An 18,864-nucleotide genomic window follows, 5' to 3' on the forward strand; every position below is an offset into this window, starting at 1 on the left:
GCCTACCGACGCACAGGTTACGCACAGGAACGCCCTATGCAGGCGATAGGCGGGTGCAGTTCCATGGATCCATGACCAACCATGTTCCGCACCCCAATCATGACCGAGGCCTCGAATTCGACCTGTCCACCCTGATGAGCCGCCGCTCGCTGGGCATGTTCTTCGGTGCGGGCGGCGCCGTGGCGGCACTGGCCGCCTGCACGCCCGGTGGGTCGACCTCCACGGCCAGCACACCGGCGTCGACCGCGACTGCCACGGCAACGTCCAGCGCAACCGCGGCGGCCATCTCCTCGCCGTCCGCGACGCCCACCCTGACCCGGGCGATCGCCGAATGCACGACGGAAATTCCGCAGGAAACCGCCGGCCCGTACCCCGGGGACGGCTCCAACGGGCCCAACGTGCTGGAAGCCTCCGGCGTGGTCCGGCAGGACATCACCTCCAGTTTCGGGACGGGGTCCGCAAAGGCCGAAGGCGTGCCGCTGACCCTTACACTGACGCTGCTCGACAACGCCAACGGCTGTGTCCCCCTGGCCGGCGCGGCCGTTTACGCCTGGCACTGCGACCGGGACGGAAAATACTCGATGTACGACTCCGGCCTGGCCAACGAAAACTACCTCCGCGGCGTCCAGGAAGCCGACTCCAATGGGCAGGTCACCTTCAAGTCCATCTTCCCGGGCGCCTACTCCGGCCGCTGGCCGCACATCCACTTTGAGGTGTTCGAGTCCATGGGCAACGCGACGGCGGCGGGGCAGGTGCTGGCGGTATCCCAGGTCGCCCTGACCCAGGCGGCCTGTGAGGACGTTTATGCCAGCGCGGGCTATGGGACGAGTGCCCGGAACTTTCCCCGGACGACGCTGAAGTCGGACAACGTCTTCGGTGACGACGGCGGCATCTACCAGCTGGCCACCATGACGGGATCGGCCACCGCCGGGTATACGGCCGGGCTCAACGTGACCGTCTAGAAAGCGGCAGCCGGCTGCCGGGCCCTGTCTGGGCCCGGCGTTAGACTCGAGACCATGCCTTCGAATTCCAGCGCCGCAGACCACGTCCGGGACCTTGGCGCATACGTCAGCGCGTCGCCGTCGAGCTTTCACGCCGTCCATGAGGCCGCACGCCGGCTGGACGAAGCGGGTTTCACGGGCCTGGACGAGCTGGAACCGTGGGAAGGCGGCGCGGGCTCGTTCTACATTGTCCGCGACGGCGCCCTCATCGCCTGGGTGGTGCCGGAAGGCGCCGGACCCGCCACCGGGTTCAACATCCTGGGGGCGCACACGGACTCTCCGTCCTTCAAACTCAAGCCCAAGCCCACCACCGGTGCCCATGGCTGGCTGCAGGCCGGCGTCGAGGTTTACGGCGGCCCGCTGCTGAACTCCTGGCTGGACCGGGAGCTGCAGCTGGCCGGCCGGCTGGTCATGCTGGACGGCACGCAGCACCTCACGGCCACCGGCCCGATGCTGCGGTTCCCGCAGCTGGCCATCCACCTGGACCGTGCGGTGAACGACGGCCTCACGCTGGACAAGCAGCGGCACATGAATCCCGTGTGGGGGCTGGGCAACCCGGGTGATGTGGACCTGCTGGCTGTTTTGGCTTCGCATGTGCCTGGCAGCGCCTCGGTTGATCCTGCCCGGATTGGCGGGTACGACGTCGTTATTGCGGACACGCAGCCGCCTGCGGTTTTCGGGGCCCACGGGGAGTTCTTCGCCTCCGCGCGGCTGGACAACCTTTCGGCGACGCACGCGGGGCTGGCGGCGCTGATTGCGCATGGTTCGTCTTCCGGCGGGGCAGCCGGTGCGCCGATCGCCGTCCTGGCGGCGTTCGACCACGAGGAAATCGGCTCCAACTCCCGCTCCGGGGCGTGCGGACCGATCCTGGAGGACGTCCTGGTGCGGATCTCCGACGGCCTCGGCGCAACAGTGAGCCAGCGGCGGCAGGCGCTGGCGGCGTCGTTCTGTGTGTCAGCAGATGCGGGCCATGCTGTCCACCCCAACTACTCCGAGCGGCACGATCCCGCCAACCACCCGGTGCTCAACGGCGGTCCGCTGCTGAAGATCAACGCCAACCAGCGGTACGCCACGGACGCCAACGGAGCCGCCTTCTGGGCCCGGCTCTGTGGGGAGGCGAAGGTGCCTTACCAGGAATTCGTGTCCAACAACGTGATGCCGTGCGGATCAACCATCGGCCCGCTGACCGCCACCCGGCTGGGAATCCGGACTGTCGACGTCGGGGTTCCGCTGCTTTCGATGCACTCCGCGCGCGAGCTCTGCGGCGTGGAGGACCCGCAGCGGCTGGCTGCGGTCACGGAGCTGTTCTTCCGGACGGCTGTTTAGCCAGGGTCACTGGGGGAATAACCCCTATACCTAACAGTTCAACCTTCGACTAACCCCCGTACTTACCTAGGAACGCAATTAGGGGCGGGTAAAAAGTGAGTACCTACTACTCGTGACAATTTCTTTGGCCAAAACATAAGCTCAACCCACGATCAGAGTCAAAGGCAATGAGCGCTGGGCCAGAGACCAGACCATGACCGGAACGTGTTTGAAAGTCCGTTTACTGTCATGAAGTGGTGAGGCAATTGTCTATTTCCACCCAGCTTCCAATTTCGTTCTCTGAACCAGGGCCGCTATTGCCGAGGGCGTCCATAAGCGTGGTTATCCCAACGCTGAATGAGGCCATGAATCTCCCGTGGGTCCTGCGTCGCATGCCATCGTATGTGGACGAGGTGGTGATCGTGGATGGGCGCTCCGAGGATCACACTGTCGACGTTGCCCGCGCACTCCGTGTGGATGTCGTCGTCGTGGCTGAGCAGCGAAAGGGAAAAGGGGTTGCAGTCCGTGCGGGATTCGGCGCAGCCTCAGGCGACATCATCGTCATGCTTGATGCGGACGGAAGTATGGACCCCCAGGAGATTGGCTGGTTCGTCTCCCCGCTCCAGCATGACTACGACTTCGTGAAGGGGTCACGGTATGTCACCGGGGGCGGGTCAGAAGACCTGACGTTCTTACGGAATGCCGGCAACAGGGCACTTACCGTGCTGGCCAACACCGTGCTGCACAGCAACTACTCTGATCTTTGCTACGGATACATAGCGTTCCGGAAGGAATGCCTCGAGGTTTTGCAGCTGGAGTCGGACGGGTTCGAAATCGAAACCGAGCTGATTGTCCGCGCGGCCAGGGCCGGCCTTCGCATCGCTGAGGTGCCCAGCAATGAACTGGACCGCATCTCGGGGGCCTCCCATCTGCAAACGTTTCGTGACGGGTGGCGGGTGCTGGGCACGCTCGCGCGGGAATGTGCGTTGTGGGAGGCGCCCACAGCCGGGGCCCGGCCCGAGGCTCTCCGGCGGGTGAAGTACGCATACGCGAACGTCAGGTTTCCGCGCACGCCCACGGATCCGCAGAGCGTTCTCTCAATGGCCCAGGGACTCTAGCATGTCTACGCCCATCGACCGGCCGACCGTCTCGGTGATCATTTGCTGCTACACGATGGCGCGCTGGGAAATTTTGCTGGACGTCATGGAATCCGTCCGGAATCAAACGATGCCCCCAATGGAGGTCATTGTTGTTGTCGACCACAATGAGGACCTGTATGAGCGTCTCCTCGCGGTGGTTGATGATGTGACCATCGTGGCGAGCACCGGTCCCCGTGGGCTCTCCGGGGCGCGCAACGTCGGGGTTGGGCTGGCCGACTCCGATATCGTCGCCTTCCTGGACGATGACGCCCAAGCGGCCCACGACTGGCTCGAGCGGCTGGTCGTTTTTTATGACGATCCCGATGTGTTGGCGGTGGGCGGGCGCGTTGAACCGGTGTGGGAATCCGGCCGTCCTGCCTACTTCGGCGAGGAGCTGGATTGGATTGTGGGCTGCAGTCACCGCGGCATGCCCAAAGTGGCATCCGAGGTCCGGAACGTCATCGGCGCGAACATGTCCTTTCGGCTTGAGGTTCTTCGGCGGGTCGGAGGCTTCAACATCGCTCTTGGTCGCCAGGGGACCATACCCCTTGGCTGCGAGGAGACAGAGATCTGCATTCGATCCAAGATGGGCTCGCCCGGGTCCCGCATCGTCTATGAACCGGCGGCAGTGGTGCGACACCATGTGCCAGCCACCAGGGGAACAGTGCGCTATATGCTGGCGCGTTCCTGGTCGGAAGGGCTATCTAAAGCCCAGGTCAGCGAAATCGTGGGCCACAAGCGCGCTTTGGGGCCGGAACGCCGCTACGTACGCAGCATTCTGCCACGGGCTGTTGCCTCTGGAATCCACGACTGGAGCCGGGATGGAAACCTTGGCGGGCTAGGCCGTGCCGGGGCCATCATTGCGGTTTTGTCGTTCACAGCGGCAGGGTATCTGCGGGGCCGCCACCTCAGCCACATCTCGCCACCTCCGGTGCCCGCCCCGGTTCTCCCTGACACACGGTGGAGGGACGTCCAGTGAGTGAAGCCGCAGGCGAGTTGCCCCCACGTCTTGCCGGACTCGTCCGGAGGCTGATGCATCGGGACCGTCGACCTGAGGTCACTCTCCCAACACACGCGCTAAAAACTGCAGAATCACACAGGATCAGCGAGGAACGAAACGTCATGCCAACTTACAACGAACGCAGGACTCCCGGGCTTGGCGCAACGAGGGGAAGTGGTGGCTTTGTTGGTCTTCGGCGACGCGGGTCGCGGATTCTGCGGTTCCACGCATTGCTTACAGCCGTGCTGCTTGCCCTGGCTGCCCTGATGGTGCCGAGTGCGGCGTCGGCCGCTCCGGGTGACGTGGGGGTCGAGGGTCCGTCGCATTCGGGGACGGGGACGCCGACGGGTACGAAGCGGGCGACGAGCGCGCTGTGGTTCAACGACGGGAGCTGGTGGGGAAACCTGTGGGACACTGCCAGCTCGGATTTCCATATCTTCCGGTTCAATGCCGCGACGAGCTCGTGGGTCAATACCGGTGTGGCGACGGACACGCGAGCGAACACCCATCATGACGTGCTGTGGGACGGCACCACGTTGTTTGTGGCGAGCTATCGGTTCGTCAATGACGGTCTGCCGGCTCAGGTGAACTTCCCGACGACGATGCGGCGTTACAGCTACGACTCAAGTAAGAAGACGTACTCGTTGCTGCCACAGAGCTCTACGAACATCAACAACTACCGCGTTGAGGTCCTGACCATCGATAAGGACTCAACTGGCCGGGTGTGGGCCACGTGGCAGCAGGGGAACCGGATCTATATGAACGTCACTGCCACGGATGGCAGGACGTGGGGGACGCCGTTCCAGCATCCTGCGTCGTTGAGCAACGTGTCTGTGGACGACACCTCAGCTGTGATTGCCTTCGACGGGAACAAGATGGGCGTGATGTGGAGCCGGCAGGTCGGTGATGCCACCGACGGCATGTACTGGAGCTACCACGTCGATGGAGCGTCGAACACCGCCTGGACCACTCCTGTCGCGGCGGTTTCCGGGCAGCGCAGCAGTGATGACCATATGAACCTGAAGTGGCTGGACTCCTCGGGTGGCCGGGTTTTCGCCGCCGTCAAGACGTCATTCACGTCCGCGCCGCAGCCGCTGATCCAGCTGTTGGCGTTGAGTGGTACGACGTGGACGGCCTACCCGATCGCGGCTGTGTCGGAGTGCCCGAACCGGGTGATCGTCTTGATTGATGAGAGCACGCAGATGCTGCGTACGTTTGCTACCTATCCGAAGCCGAGTGGCACAACGAACGCGGGTGTCTGCACCAGTTCGGGGGGCGCGATCTACGAGAAGTCCACGCCGCTGAACAACATCAACTTCACGACTGCGAAGACGGCCCGTATCGTGGACGCCGACCAGTATGTCCACAACGTGACGTCGACCAAGCAGAACCTCAACAGTGCGGCGCAGGGCACGGCCAACAGCGGTCTGCTGGTGCTCGCCGATGTGAACGCCACAAACCGGTACTGGCACTATTACGATCCGAGCGTCGGTGGTGGGGATACGACGGCTCCGACGGTGACGGATACGTCTCCGGCGGCTGGTGCCACTGGTGTCGCGGTGACGGCGAATGTCACTGGGACGTTCTCGGAGGCGATGAATGCCTCGACGGTCACATCGACCACGTTCACGTTGACGGGGCCGGGGACGACGCCGGTGTCGGCCGCTGTGACGTACAACAGCACGGGCAACGTTGCGACGTTGAACCCGAATGCTGACCTGGCCGCAAACACGACGTACACGGCGACGATCAAGGGTGGCTCCGGTGGGGTGAAGGATGTTGCCGGTAACCCGTTGGCGTTGGATAAGGTGTGGACCTTCACGACGGCTTCCGTGGGTGATACGACGGCTCCGACGGTGACGGTCACGTCTCCGGATGCTAATGCGACTGGTGTTGCGGTGACGGCGAATGTGACGGGGACGTTCTCGGAGGCGATGAATCCGTCGACGGTCACATCGACCACGTTCACGTTGACGGGGCCGGGGACGACGCCGGTGTCGGCCGCTGTGTCGTACAACGGCACGGGCAACGTTGCGACGTTGAACCCGGCTGCTGACCTGGCCGCAAACACGACGTACACGGCGACGATCAAGGGTGGCTCCGGTGGGGTGAAGGATGTTGCCGGTAACCCGTTGGCGTTGGATAAGGTGTGGACCTTCACGACGGCCCCCGCGGGTGATACGACGGCTCCGACGGTGACGGATACGTCTCCGGCGGCTGGTGCCACTGGTGTCGCGGTGTCGGCGAATGTCACTGGGACGTTCTCGGAGGCGATGAATGCCTCGACGGTCACATCGACCACGTTCACGTTGACGGGGCCGGGGACGACGCCGGTGTCGGCCGCTGTGTCGTACAACGGCACGGGCAACGTTGCGACGTTGAACCCGGCTGCTGACCTGGCCGCAAACACGACGTACACGGCGACGATCAAGGGTGGCTCCGGTGGGGTGAAGGATGTTGCCGGTAACCCGTTGGCGTTGGATAAGGTGTGGACCTTCACGACGGCCCCCGCGGGTGGTGGGACGGGCATTCAGCGCCAAGGGATGAGCACATTGGTTAACACCACGGCTACCACGAGCCACACGATTTCCAAGCCCGCTTCGGCCGGGGCAGGCCAGGTCTGTGTCGCCTCATTGGCGCTCAACGGCTCGACCGTTTCAGCGGCCCCGACGGGCTGGACCCAGTTTGCCGCAATTACGTCGATCTCCAACCCGCATCTGTACGGCTACTACCACGTCATGGGAGCGTCCGAACCTGCCAGCTACACCTGGACCACGGCAGGGTCGGTCGCCAGCGGTGGCGGCATCAGCTGCTACTCCGGAGTGAACACCACAACTCCGTTGGACACAACAGCCTCGGTAGCCGCGTCTGCCGTCGCTGCCTCCACGGGCTCGGTTGCTGGAGTCACCACAACGACCGCCGGAGCTATGCTCGTTGGCGCAATCGCCATCAACTCAAGCAATACCACTATCGTCATCGCTGGCCCGTCAGACATGGCGGAAGTGTATGACCTCGGTGGTAAGCGCACGGAGCTTGACGATGGCCTTCAGGCAGCCGCCGGTTCCTCGGGCAGCAAGTCCTGGGTATGGAGCAGCGGTTCGGCCCGCGAATGGGCCGGTTGGCTCGTCGCCCTCCGCGCTCAATAACCCCAGGGCCATAGCCCGCCACCCAAAAACCCCATCCGACCGACAACCCAGACAGGGGACGATGATGAAGACCAGGACCAAGACGAAGGCATTGCACTTCGATATTCACGGCCGCGTGACGATCCGCGTTGACGCGGAGGCGCCGGCGGCGGCCCAGCTGCAGAGCATGCTGGCGTGTTTCGCCACGGATACGGAGCGGCCGGCGGACATCGTCGTGGATGATCGGTTGGAGTCGATGCCGGATGCGGGTCTGCTTGAGCATGAGCTCGCGTATACCGGGAGCAGCGTGCGTTTCCAGGCCGATCGGGTCCAGGTTGTGAGGGATGCGGAGCAGTGGCGTATTCACGGTCCGGGTGAGCTGTTGACTTCCGTGGTCCCTGTTCTCGATGCTGCGATGGTCGGTCAAGGGGCCGGCATGATCCACGCAGCAACGATGGCGTACCGGGGTCACGCGATTGCGCTTCCCGCGGCTGGAGGGACGGGTAAGACGAGCACGGCCGCCAAGCTGATGCGGCGCGAGGGGTGGTCGTTCATGGGTGACGACTGGGCCTTCCTTGCCGAGGACGCCATGCTGCTCGGCTACGCGAAGCCGATGTTCATTAAGCCGCACCACCGGACCATCTACCCGCACCTGTTCGAAGGTGTCCGGAAGCCACTCGTCCCCTCAGCGCTCTCCGGGAGCGTCGGCCGTCTCACGACCGTGGTGCACCCGTACGTCATCCGCTATCCCCGCCTCGCAGACTTCTCCCGGCGATGGTCGCCGGAGCACCGCATGGTTGTGCCGGAGGCCGCGTTTCCGGGGCGGGAAGTGACCACCTCGGCCCCGCTCGCGGCCGCTGTGTATGTCGAGCGTTTTGAGGGCACCCGGTCCCGGATCGTTGAGCGGACGAGTGATTGGATGGTCGACCGCATGATCGGCAACTTCCACATCGAAATGGCGGGCTTCTCGCAGCGGGTCGTGACTGGCCTGGCGGCCACGTCCGTCCTCCCGTGGCGCGAGCATTTCGACGCGAAGGGGCTCGTGCTGAGCAAGGCACTTGACGGTCGGCCCTGCCATTTGCTGCAGGTGCCCGCCGCGTACTCGGCGGACGAGGCGTCGGATGACATCGTCCGGTTTCTGGAACAGCTGCTGCCGTCGGTCCTCGGCGAGCAGATCTGAGGGGGCGGACACAGTGGGTCACAGCCCCGCCGAAGTCACCGCGGTCGTTCCGGCCCGCAACGCGGAGCCCCTGCTCCCGCGCTGTCTGGAGGCCCTGAGTCAATCCGGTGTCGCCGAGATCATCGTGGTGGATGGATGCTCCACCGACCGCACTGTCGAGCTCGCCCTCGCGGCCGGTGCCCGGGTCCTGAGTGATGAGGGCCGCGGCCTGCCATGGGCTCGAACGCTCGGTGTGCGGAGCAGCAGCACCCGTTGGGTCCTGCTCGTCGACGCCGACGTCGTGTTCGGGCCCACGGGGGTCGCCGACCTGCTCACGGAGCTGGTGGACGGCGGCCTCGATGCCCTCCAGGCCGGTCTCGAGAGTGTTGCTGGACCGGGCTACTGGGGGCAGGCGCTGGCACATCACCATCGCACCGGCCGCAGCCGGAACTGGTTCGGGCTCGTTGCCACTGTCGTCGACCGGGAGCTGATGCTGGGCGTGGGTTTCGACGACTCGTTCAAATCGGGGGAGGACATCGAGCTGCGTTGGCGGATGCGGGAGGCAGGGCTGCGAACGGCGGTGTCACGCCGGGTCTTCGTCGAACATCGCTTCGCCGCAGACGACTTCGACTTCGCACTTGACCAGTTCCTGATGGACGGAACGGGACTTGGACGGATGATACGCAAGCACGGCTGGCGCGGCGCGAGGTTGGCACTGCTGCCCGCTGCCGCGGCGGTCCGGGGCAGCGCCTTGAGCCTGGCCGCGGGCCAGCCTCGGTGGCTGCGCTACTACGTCGCCTTCTGTTGGTATAACTACGCGGCCATGGCGAAGGGGTTACGTCATGAGCGCTAAGTCGGGGGCTGTTGTCACGGGCGCCTTGACCGTCCGGCATTCCGCCCTGCGCAGCTCGCTCGGCCTCGTCGTAGGCAAGGCGGCCCAGACGGGCGCGGGTTTCGCCTTCTGGGTAGTGGCCGCGCGCGCGACTTCCGACCGTGAGGTCGGGCTCACCATGGCCGCGGTCGCGGCGGTGATGATCTGCACCCAGCTCGCAGTGCTGGGCGCCGGGTCGGCCGTGATCCTCTCAGTGGGGCGCGGGGAGGCGCCCGCTCGGGTGCTGGACGCAGCGTTCGCCATCGTGGCGGTCGCCGGCACTGTGCTGGCCCTCGGCTACCTCGTGCTGCAGTCGGCCGTGACGCCGGATACGGCCTTGGTATCGGTTCTCTTCTGGCTCACGTTCCTCGTGGCTGCCGTCACCGGCACCCTGGTCATCGTGCTCGACCAGGCGCTCGTGGCGTTGGGACGCGGTGCCAGCGCGACCTCGAGATACGCGTTGGGCGGCGTCGTCTCACTCGGGGCTGCGGTGCTCGTGGCCTGGCTGGCGCACGGCGCCTCCGCCGACGTGCTGATGGCCTGCTGGACCCTCGGGACCACCGTGGCGTGCGTTGTCGGCGCGGTCCAGCTGCGAAGGCTTGTCGGCTACCGGCCGCGACTGTCCTTGAGCTCGGCGCGCGGCCGTCCACTGCTGGCGGTGGGCATTCCGTACCAGCTCCTTACCCTCACCGAACGCGCCCCCGGGCTGGTCCTGCCGCTCCTGCTCGCGCACATGGTGGCGCCGGAGGCCGCTGCCTACTGGTATCCCGCATGGATGATGGCCTGGGCCGCCTACTCCGCTCCGATGCTGATGGGCATTGTCCAGTTCTCCGAGGGTGTCCGCGACCCGGACCGCCTGGTATCGACCACCTGGGCGAGTCTCCGGTTGTCTCTCGCCGTGGGAGGTCTGGCCGCAGCCGTCCTCATCATCCTCGCTCATCCACTGCTCAGTCTGCTGGGGGAGCGGTACGCAGACTCCTCCGCCGGCGCTCTGCGGTGGTTGGCGGCAGGACTGGTGCCTTACGCCGTGCTGCAGGCCTACAACGCCGTGTGCCGGGCCCGCGGGCGCTACACGGAAGCCATCGTGGTCGGCGTGACGCTCGGAGTCGCCCTCTGCGCCTCCGCACTGTTGGCCGCGGACGGGGGCCCCAGCGCCATGGCCCTTGCATGGCTGGTGGTGCTCTCCATCGGGGCGGTAGCGGTCGGCCTCCGGCTGATCGCCGTCCTCCGGCACCTAAGGAAGGACGCGCTATGACCAGGGCATTGGATGCGAGCATCCGAACCATCCGAACTATCCGCGCCCAGGGACGCTGGAAGCCCCGTGATGTGGGGTGCGCTGTGGCGGGAGCCGTGTCGCTGGCACTTGTCGTGTGGGCCGCCACCACCGTGGCTTTGCCCGTGAACAGCGACCTGGGGCTCGTCGCCGTACTGCCCTATCCGTTCTGGATCGGGGTCCTGCTTCTGAACGTCGCCTTCGTCGTAGCGCTGAGAGGGGATGCCGAAGGCCCGGCGCGCCGTCCGGTCATGATGTGGCTGGTCGTCGTGCTTGTGCTCGTGCTTTTCGGAACCGCAGCCTTCGTGACGGACGTACCACGGGGTGAGGTCGCGTTCCGTCACCTCGGCATCGCCGACGCCCTCACGCGCACCCAGGGGATCGACCCGGACATCGACGCATACTTCAACTGGCCGGGCTTCTTCGCACTCCTGGCAACGGTGCTCCGGGCGACCGGTCTCGACCCGGTGACCGTCGCCCTCTGGGCGCCGGTCCTCAACATGGGTCTGTGGCTCGCGGCCCTGGGTGTGCTGACGCGCTATCTGACAAGCGATCCGCGACGGCGTTGGCTCGTGCTCTGGATCTTCTGCCTCGGCAACTGGCAGGACCAGGACTACTTGTCTCCCCAGGCCTTCGGCTTCTTCCTGTACCTCGTCGTGATCGCGCTGCTACTCGGCCCGTTGGCCGCGCGGCCCCCCAAGTTCCGCGGCTTCCGAGACACCGACCTGGCGGCATGGTGGCAAGGACGGTCGCCCGCGGAGCCCCGGCCGGGGCTCCGGGTAAGTGCCCTCGTGGTGACCCTCCTGCTCGTCACGGTCATCTGCGCGAGCCACCAACTGACGCCGTTCCTGGTGCTCATCACCATCACCGCCCTCACTTTGAGCGGACGTGTCTGGCCCAGCCGGCTGCCCCTGATCACTGCGGTGCTGCTGGCGCTCTGGCTCGCCTACCCCGCCAGTGCATACCTCGCCGCGAACCCACCCCTGGCGGACGGCGGACTGCTTGCCGCGATCGAGGCGAACGTCGTCGACCGCGTGAGCGGAACCCCTGGTCACGTGCTGGTGGTGCAGGCCCGGGTCGTTCTCACCCTCGTGCTGTGGGCCCTCGCCGTGGCGGGGGCGGTGCGCGACCGGCGCAGGGGGCGCCTCGACATCCGGGTGGTCCTCCTCGCCGTTACCCCGCTGGTGCTCTTCCCCGTGCAGTTGTACGGCGGGGAGATGCTCATCCGCGTCTCCCTGTTCGCGCTGCCCTTCATCGCCCTGCAGGCGTGCTCCATACTGCTTCCGACGGACGACAGCACGCGGCCCCCCTCCACCCGCACCGCGGGCGTCCTGGTGCTCACCTGCTTGCTGCTGGCTGTGCTGACCGTGACAGGCCGGTTCGGAAACGCCCAGTATGACGTCTTCACCGACGGTGAGATCGCCGCCGTCGCCGCCGCGGAGGATCTCGCGCCTCCCGGCTCGACGATCATCTCGGCTGCCCCCCCGACGCCGTGGCGCAGCGACGGCTACCTGGACCACCGGTACCGGACGATCGACTACATATGCCGGTCCGACTTGTCGACGGCGACGTGCGGCCCGCTCGTCTACGCAGACGCCCGGCGCAACCCCGCCGGTGCCGTCGTGCTGCTCACGCGCTCGTCGGAGGCGAGTCTCGTGCTCCAGGGCGAAACCAGCGCGGGCGGCTTCGCCGAACTGGAGAAGTGGCTGAGCACTCAGGCCGGCGTGGAGCTGGCGTTCAGCAACGACGACGCACGCGCGTACCGGGTGACGCCATGAACAGCGTCAGCAGGCCCACCATGGTGATCGGTCTCGCGGCCGTCGCGCTGTCGCTGGTGACGCTCGTCGGACTGCCGACACCGTTGCAGGCGGTCGCCGCGATAGCCGTCCTCGTCCTGCTCCCGGGGCAGGCACTCGCCCGGCTCACGCCGGTGACCGACCTCGCGCTCGGAACGCTGCTTGTCCTGGCGCTCGGCCTCGCCACGCTCACGGTGGTGGCCACGACGATGTTCTACCTCGCTGTGTGGTCGTGGCAGGCGTGCATCGTCACGATGGGCGTCATCACCATCCTCGCGTGTCTGGCACGCGCACGACAGGAGACCGCGTCATGATCGACGTCATAATCAACCTGGCGGGATTGCTGGCGACTGCCGCCCTGCTCATCACCCTCATCGCCCTCGAGGTCAGACGCGCCGGACCAGATGCCGGGCAGCCCACCAGTCTGCGGCTCCTCGGCCTAACGGTGAGCCGCAGGGTCGTCGCAGTCATGTGGGTGGCGTACGTGCTCCTCTTCCTTCCACGAGTATTGGGACTGCTGACGTGAGGGGTGCGGCGCGGTGGTGGCTCCTCAGTGACCTCCACTTGGGCGTGTCGGACTACGACCCCCGGCGCCCCGGCAGTATGCTGCCCGAGTTCCTGCGCCGCGAGGTGCTCGCAGCTCCCGGTCAGCAGCACGTCGCCTTCGTCGGTGACACGTTCGAGCTGGTTGGGTTCGCCGAGGACCAGAGCCTGGCACGGCTTGAGTCCATTCTTGCCTGGCACCCCGAGACGTTCTTGGCGTTGAAGTCTTGTGCGGCGAGCGGCGTGCAGCTGCACTTCGTCTGCGGCAACCACGACGTGGAGCTGGCCCGGCCCTCGGTTGCCGCCCGGCTGTCGGCGCTGCTGTCACCCGGCGAGCCCTCGCAGGTCCGGGTGCACCCGTGGTTCCTGCACGTGCCCCACGTGCTCGTGGCCGAGCACGGGCACCAGCACCACGCGCTGCACCGGATGCCCGAAGTACTCCGCACTGCGGTCAACGGCACCGATGAGCTGGACTTGCCACCGCTGGCCGCCTGGAACGCCCATCCGTCGAGGTCGCGCCTGAGCCGTGCCGGGGCCGTTGCCCGGGCCTGCCTGGCGTCCGAGCGGGCGGAACGCCGCATCCGGGAGCCCGCGTACGACGAGCTGTTGCAGACCGAGTCGCTGCGGCTCGCACTCGACGGCGTGGCCGTTCGGGACCTGGCACGCCTTTCCCGGTTTCGGACGGTGTCAGCGCTCCCGGTCGCCGCGACTCGCATGGTGCTTTCGGCCGCCGGGCGCAGAGGCGCCGGCGGCGAGGCGCCTGCTGCTGCAGGCCGGTTCGCACGTACCTTGGAGGCGCACGGTTCCGGGGTGGCCTGGTACGTCTCGGGTCACACGCATCGGGCCCTCGAATCGGGGCTTGAGGCGTGCCCCACCCGCTACATCAACACCGGCACGTGGTGTTCGGACGTCCGCGGTCGCGGACCTGACCAGTCGGACCGTCGGGCGTTCCCGTACGCCGTGGTCGACGTCGCCCGCGACGGCACCACCAGCGGCGGGCTGCGGTACTGGCGTCCGGACGGTGGCTGAGCCGTACGGGTGTTAGTGCCCGAACCCGGCGGTGATCGGAACCGATGACTTAGCCAGGGCCTCGCGACCCGCTGTCAGTCTGCATTCCGCCGGAAACGGGACGGAACTCCCAGGTGTAAGAGCCGTCAGCCTTGAGGCTCATCCGTAGGTGCCCCCATGTGTCGCTAAAACTCCGCTGCACATAGGAGGGGTTGCTGGTGAACTCCCGGAGGCCGATTCCACCTGTGGACACCTGAAACTGTTGCATTCCGTCCGCAACGCACTGGTCTGCGTTGTTGATCGGGCAGGTCCGCTCATAATTGTGCTGAGATCCGGACAGCAGCACGCGAACGCGGTTCTCCCAGAACATGTCAATCCACGGCTTCGCCTGCGAGAAGCGCGTGTGGCTCGACGTGTTGCTTGTGAAATACGGATCATGGTACATGACCGCCAGATGCTTTCCAGCGGTCTTCGCCGCTTTCAGGTTGGCATCCATCTGCGAGGTCATCGCCTTTGCCCGCGTAGCGTCATAACGCCATGTGGCCGTAGGCGCCACAAGAATGTGCCAGTTGCCCTTGTCGAACGAATACCAGTCAAGAGCGTCCTGGAACCGTCCAAGATCGGTACTTGTTGCGCTTTTCACCGTGGACACGCACTGCCCATCCATGTACCGGTCAACGTCGTCGTTCGCGCCGGGTTCAACATCGTGATTCGGGCCAGCGGTCCAGTACATCTTGGCCTTGGCCGGACCCCACAACTGGTTGTAAGCCCCGAGCGCGGAACAGCTGCCCTCGTCATATTGGAAATCGCCTAGTGCAAGGAAGTTGTCCAGCGAACCGTCGTTGAGGCCGGCGATGATGCTGGCCGCATTCTTACCGCTGTGCGATGTGGCCGACGTGTTGCCCGCAGGGTTCATATCCCCGGTGGCGGCGAAATCAAACGACTCACCTGATGCTAGCGGCGGGGGAGTCTCAGCGGCGGCCGCATAGACACGAACCCAGTCCACTCGCATCTCGCCAGCGCCGTTAGCAGTGTCGTCTGGAAGCCAGTCCAGTTGTAGCGTCTGGTGCATCGGACCGGGAGGCTGGTGCGCGGGGTCGTTGTCGTCAAACCACTTGACCCCATCGACGTAGCCGACGATCCCGTTCGGGGACCAGTCAACCGCGTAGTTGTGGAACTGAGTAACGTCCAGATCCTTGGCCGCCGACGTCTGCGAGTTCGAACAGCCGTAGTGGTAGAAGAATTTGATGAGGTTCCAGAAGCCCGTCGTCTCGGCGTAGTTCACTTCGCCGTCACACGGCCAATTCCCACTATCCGGCCACAGGAGCGACACCAGGTGGTACTCATTGTCACCCGAACCCGCCGCGCGCACCTCCCACCGGCCGTACTTCTGGCGCCCAAACTTCGCGCTCATTCCAGCGGTTGTGCCGTCCGCTGTCCCGGTAATGACCATTTTGGAACCGTCTACTGTGACCTGCTGGGGACTCCGGATGCCTTGCCCCGCGTGCCCCACACTGTTGTACACGGACCACTTCGAGGGGTCCGGTGCGCCGGTGTAGTCGAACTCATCGCCTGCGGTCGGCGTGCCCCAGTTCTGACTTATGGCGACCGAGTCTGTCGCCGGCGTAGCTGATGCTGATGTGGGGGCCGGCGCCGCCGTCGTTACTTCCGGTTGAGGCGAAGGCGCTGTGCAGCCAGCCAGGAAGATTGCCGCCACACCAAGGGCCCCCACGTGTTTACGCATACTCAGATGATAGGGGCATGGCGCAGCGAGGAAACCTTGAATCCTCACCACAAAGCTGGTGCGGATACCCACATAGTCGCCCGGCTCGCCTAGTGGATAAGAGCGGCCCCGCATACGGTTGAAAAATACGGATGCCCCGTGGGCATGCGGCCCTCGGTTCCGGGCCGCATGGCGGAGAGACTCGACTGTCTGGCCGCCCGCAGGACACCGGTAACAACGAAGTAAACGCGACAGTCAGGTGCCGGGAAGCCGGTGCCGCTGGCAGGACAGGGGAGTGCAGACCCCCGGATCCTGCCGCTGCGTGGTTGTGCCGCGACTATGGAGCCGAAAATGAAGTCTGCACCTGGATTGTTCTCCCGGCGGATCCTCAAGCAGGGTGTCCCTGCGCTGATCCTTGCGTTGATCGTTTCCACCTTGTCCATCGCGGCCGATCCGTCGCTGCTGGCTCCTGCCCGCGCCGCAGGTCCGTGCGATGCGCCGGTGGTCAGTAAGGTCGCGTGTGAGAACACCCAGCCCGGCAGCCCTGCCTCGGAATGGGAGGTTTCCGGGGCAGGTGACGCTACCATCCAGGGCTATGCGACGTCGATGAGCGTCAATGCTGGCCAGGCGATTTCCTTCAAGGTCAAAAGCACCGCATCTGCTTATCGGATCGACATCTATCGGCTGGGTTACTACCAAGGGTTAGGCGCGCGCAAGGTCGCGGCGAACATACTCCCCTCCGTACCGTTGCCTCAGACCCAACCAAACTGTGCCACATTCTCCGCGACAGGCCTGATCGATTGTGGTAATTGGGCAGTTTCAGCGTCCTGGCAGGTGCCGGCCGCAGCCGTATCAGGGGTCTACCTGGCCCGGCTGGTTCGCACCAATAACGGTGGCGCGAGTGTCATTCCGTTTGTGGTCCGTGATGATGCGGCGCATTCGGACCTTCTGTTCCAGACCTCGGACGCTACGTGGCAGGCGTACAACTCATATGGTGGCAACAGTCTCTACAAGTGCACGGTCGCTTGCCCTCCTGGGAATCCACTCGCGTACAAGGCGGCGTTCAAGGTTTCTTACAACCGTCCCTTCAACTCAGCGGCGGACGATATTGGCCGAAGCTGGCTAATGTATAGCGAATATCCGATGATCCGTTTCATGGAGGCCAACGGTTACGACGTCAGCTACATGAGCGGTCTGGATGTAGCCACCAAGGCGCCTCTACTTCTGAACCACAAGGCTTTCCTCTCGGTTGGCCACGACGAGTACTGGTCCGCTGACCAACGTGCCAACGTTGAGGCAGCACGCGACGCCGGAGTGAACCTTGCCTTCTTCAGCGGCAACGAAATGTTCTGGAAGACTCGTTGGGAATCGAGCTCCGACGGTTCGAACACGCCCGGCCGGACATTGGTTTCCTACAAGGACACCCATTTCGATGCACCGACTGATCCAGTTTCTTGGACGGGAACCTGGCGTGACCCACGGTTTGGGACAAGCGGCGGCGGCGGGAACCCAGAAAACGCCCTCACGGGTCAATTCTTTTTGGTCAACTCCGGCACGACGGACATCAAAGTTCCCTATGCCTATAGCAAGCTCAGGCTTTGGCGTAATACGCCAATCTCGTCCATGGCAGTCGGGGGCCAGATCACGCTAGGAGCGGATATCGGAACTCTTGGTTACGAGTGGGATGTAGATGCGGAGAACGGATTCCGACCCGCCGGTCAGTTTAGGCTCTCAAGCACCACCAGTAACGCTGAGGTGTTTGTCGACTACGGCTCGCGCGTCCAGGGTAATACACCCACAACACACAACCTCACCATGTACAGGGCAGCGAGCGGCGCTCTCGTCTTCGGTGCAGGCACGGTCCAATGGCCGTGGGGGCTAGACGGTTACGAAACAGGAAAACCCGTGGATAGAACCATGCAACAGGCCACAGTCAACTTATTTGCCGATATGGGTTCGCAGCCGACCACCATATTGGCTGGCCTGACCATCGCCCAGGCCTCGGGTGACGCGGTCAGCCCGACGTCAACCATTACGTCGCCTGCTTCGGGAGCGTCCGTGGCGGACGGGGCCGTGTTGACGGTTAGTGGCACCGCGTTAGACAGCGGCGGCGGCGTCGTCGCTGGTGTGGAAGTAACCGCAGACGGCGGCAAAACCTGGCACCTCGCCAGCGGAACAACAAACTGGAGCTATCAATATGTTGCACACGGAAGTCCCATTTCCATCCTTCGTTCCCGCGCGGTCGATGACAGCGGCAACCTTGAGATTCCGGCCAGTGGTCGATCTATTCAGGTAAATTGCCCTTGCTCACTATTTGGGGTCAACACAGCGCCGGATGTGGCCGATTCAGATGACGGCGGCTCCGTGGAACTTGGGGCCAAGTTCTATTCGGATGTTGATGGAGTAATTTCCGGAATCCGCTTCTACAAGTCTTCCCTGAATACCGGCACGCACGTTGGAAGCATCTGGAGTTCGACGGGACAGCGGCTTGCGACAGCGACCTTTACTGGGGAGACGGGAACGGGATGGCAGACGGCAACCTTCAACCCCCCGTTGCCGGTAACGGCGAACACACGCTACGTGGCGTCCTATTTCGCTCCCAGGGGACATTACGCCCAGTTTAACGGCTACTTCTACAACAATCCTTCGCCAGCTCCCGCGGGAGGCGGGAGCACTGATAGTGCACCGCTGCATTTCACACGAAGCACGCCTGGCAATCACAACGGCTTCTATCGCTACGCAAGTTCCTCGACTTTCCCCGATCAGATTTACAACGCCGAGTACTACTGGGTGGATCCAATTTTCAGCCCCTCCGGAGTGCCTGGCCCTGCTGTTTCGTCGGTGTCGCCGGTGAATAATGCTACGGGTGTGGCTGTGGATGTGAAGCCGGCGGCGACGTTCAACCAGGCGGTGACGGGATC

At 64.7% G+C, this 18,864-nt stretch carries 14 protein-coding genes; 13 read left to right on the forward strand and 1 reads right to left on the reverse strand.

Annotated features, from left to right (window positions below; genetic code table 11):
- Positions 1–71: 71 nt before the first annotated feature.
- The 12 genes from J2X42_RS06240 to J2X42_RS06295 all read left to right on the forward strand — a co-directional run bounded on the left by J2X42_RS06240 (position 72) and on the right by J2X42_RS06295 (position 14,241).
- Positions 72–962, forward strand: a complete 891-nt coding sequence (locus J2X42_RS06240; RefSeq protein WP_310163313.1) for a 3,4-dioxygenase subunit beta — start codon at positions 72–74, stop codon at positions 960–962.
- 54 nt (positions 963–1,016) lie between these two features.
- Positions 1,017–2,327, forward strand: coding sequence for a M18 family aminopeptidase (locus tag J2X42_RS06245; protein ID WP_310163315.1), 1,311 nt, complete (start codon positions 1,017–1,019; stop codon positions 2,325–2,327).
- A 317-nt stretch (positions 2,328–2,644) separates the two neighbouring features.
- Positions 2,645–3,424 carry a glycosyltransferase family 2 protein gene (locus tag J2X42_RS06250; RefSeq protein WP_396134029.1) on the forward strand — a complete coding sequence of 260 codons (780 nt, stop codon included), beginning with the start codon at positions 2,645–2,647 and terminating at the stop codon, positions 3,422–3,424.
- 1 nt (position 3,425) lies between these two features.
- Positions 3,426–4,424 carry a glycosyltransferase family 2 protein gene (locus J2X42_RS06255; protein ID WP_310163319.1) on the forward strand — a complete coding sequence of 333 codons (999 nt, stop codon included), beginning with the start codon at positions 3,426–3,428 and terminating at the stop codon, positions 4,422–4,424.
- Between the two features lie 263 nt (positions 4,425–4,687).
- Positions 4,688–7,591 (forward strand): Ig-like domain-containing protein, encoded by a 2,904-nt coding sequence (locus tag J2X42_RS06260; RefSeq protein WP_310163321.1) that lies wholly within the window; start codon positions 4,688–4,690, stop codon positions 7,589–7,591.
- Between the two features lie 61 nt (positions 7,592–7,652).
- A complete protein-coding gene (locus J2X42_RS06265; RefSeq protein WP_310163322.1) occupies positions 7,653–8,750 on the forward strand; it encodes a hypothetical protein in 1,098 nt (365 codons plus the stop codon).
- Between the two features lie 13 nt (positions 8,751–8,763).
- Positions 8,764–9,582: a glycosyltransferase gene (locus J2X42_RS06270; RefSeq protein WP_310163323.1), complete on the forward strand. Its 819-nt coding sequence runs from the start codon at positions 8,764–8,766 to the stop codon at positions 9,580–9,582.
- A complete protein-coding gene (locus J2X42_RS06275; RefSeq protein WP_310163324.1) occupies positions 9,572–10,855 on the forward strand; it encodes a polysaccharide biosynthesis protein in 1,284 nt (427 codons plus the stop codon). The genes J2X42_RS06270 and J2X42_RS06275 overlap by 11 nt, the downstream gene beginning before the upstream one ends.
- Positions 10,852–12,651, forward strand: coding sequence for a glycosyltransferase (locus J2X42_RS06280; protein WP_310163325.1), 1,800 nt, complete (start codon positions 10,852–10,854; stop codon positions 12,649–12,651). Before J2X42_RS06275 ends, J2X42_RS06280 begins: the two co-directional genes overlap by 4 nt.
- The gene (locus J2X42_RS06285; RefSeq protein ID WP_310163327.1) at positions 12,648–12,983 is read left to right on the forward strand and encodes a hypothetical protein; all 336 of its coding nucleotides are present in this window, start codon (positions 12,648–12,650) and stop codon (positions 12,981–12,983) included. The genes J2X42_RS06280 and J2X42_RS06285 overlap by 4 nt, the downstream gene beginning before the upstream one ends.
- Positions 12,980–13,195: a hypothetical protein gene (locus tag J2X42_RS06290; protein WP_310163329.1), complete on the forward strand. Its 216-nt coding sequence runs from the start codon at positions 12,980–12,982 to the stop codon at positions 13,193–13,195. Before J2X42_RS06285 ends, J2X42_RS06290 begins: the two co-directional genes overlap by 4 nt.
- A 44-nt stretch (positions 13,196–13,239) precedes the next feature.
- Positions 13,240–14,241, forward strand: coding sequence for a hypothetical protein (locus J2X42_RS06295; protein ID WP_310163331.1), 1,002 nt, complete (start codon positions 13,240–13,242; stop codon positions 14,239–14,241).
- 49 nt (positions 14,242–14,290) lie between these two features.
- Here J2X42_RS06295 and J2X42_RS06300 read toward each other — a convergent pair whose 3' ends face one another.
- Positions 14,291–15,964, reverse strand: a complete 1,674-nt coding sequence (locus J2X42_RS06300; RefSeq protein WP_310163332.1) for a family 16 glycosylhydrolase — start codon at positions 15,962–15,964, stop codon at positions 14,291–14,293.
- Positions 15,965–16,294: 330 nt separating this feature from the next.
- On the opposite strand from J2X42_RS06300, the gene J2X42_RS06305 reads away from it, so the two are divergent.
- The coding region (locus J2X42_RS06305; protein WP_310163333.1) for a N,N-dimethylformamidase beta subunit family domain-containing protein at positions 16,295–18,864 on the forward strand (2,570 nt) is incomplete at its 3' end.

The sequence above is a fragment of the Arthrobacter sp. BE255 genome, assembly GCF_031457335.1.
Classification (GTDB): domain Bacteria; phylum Actinomycetota; class Actinomycetes; order Actinomycetales; family Micrococcaceae; genus Arthrobacter.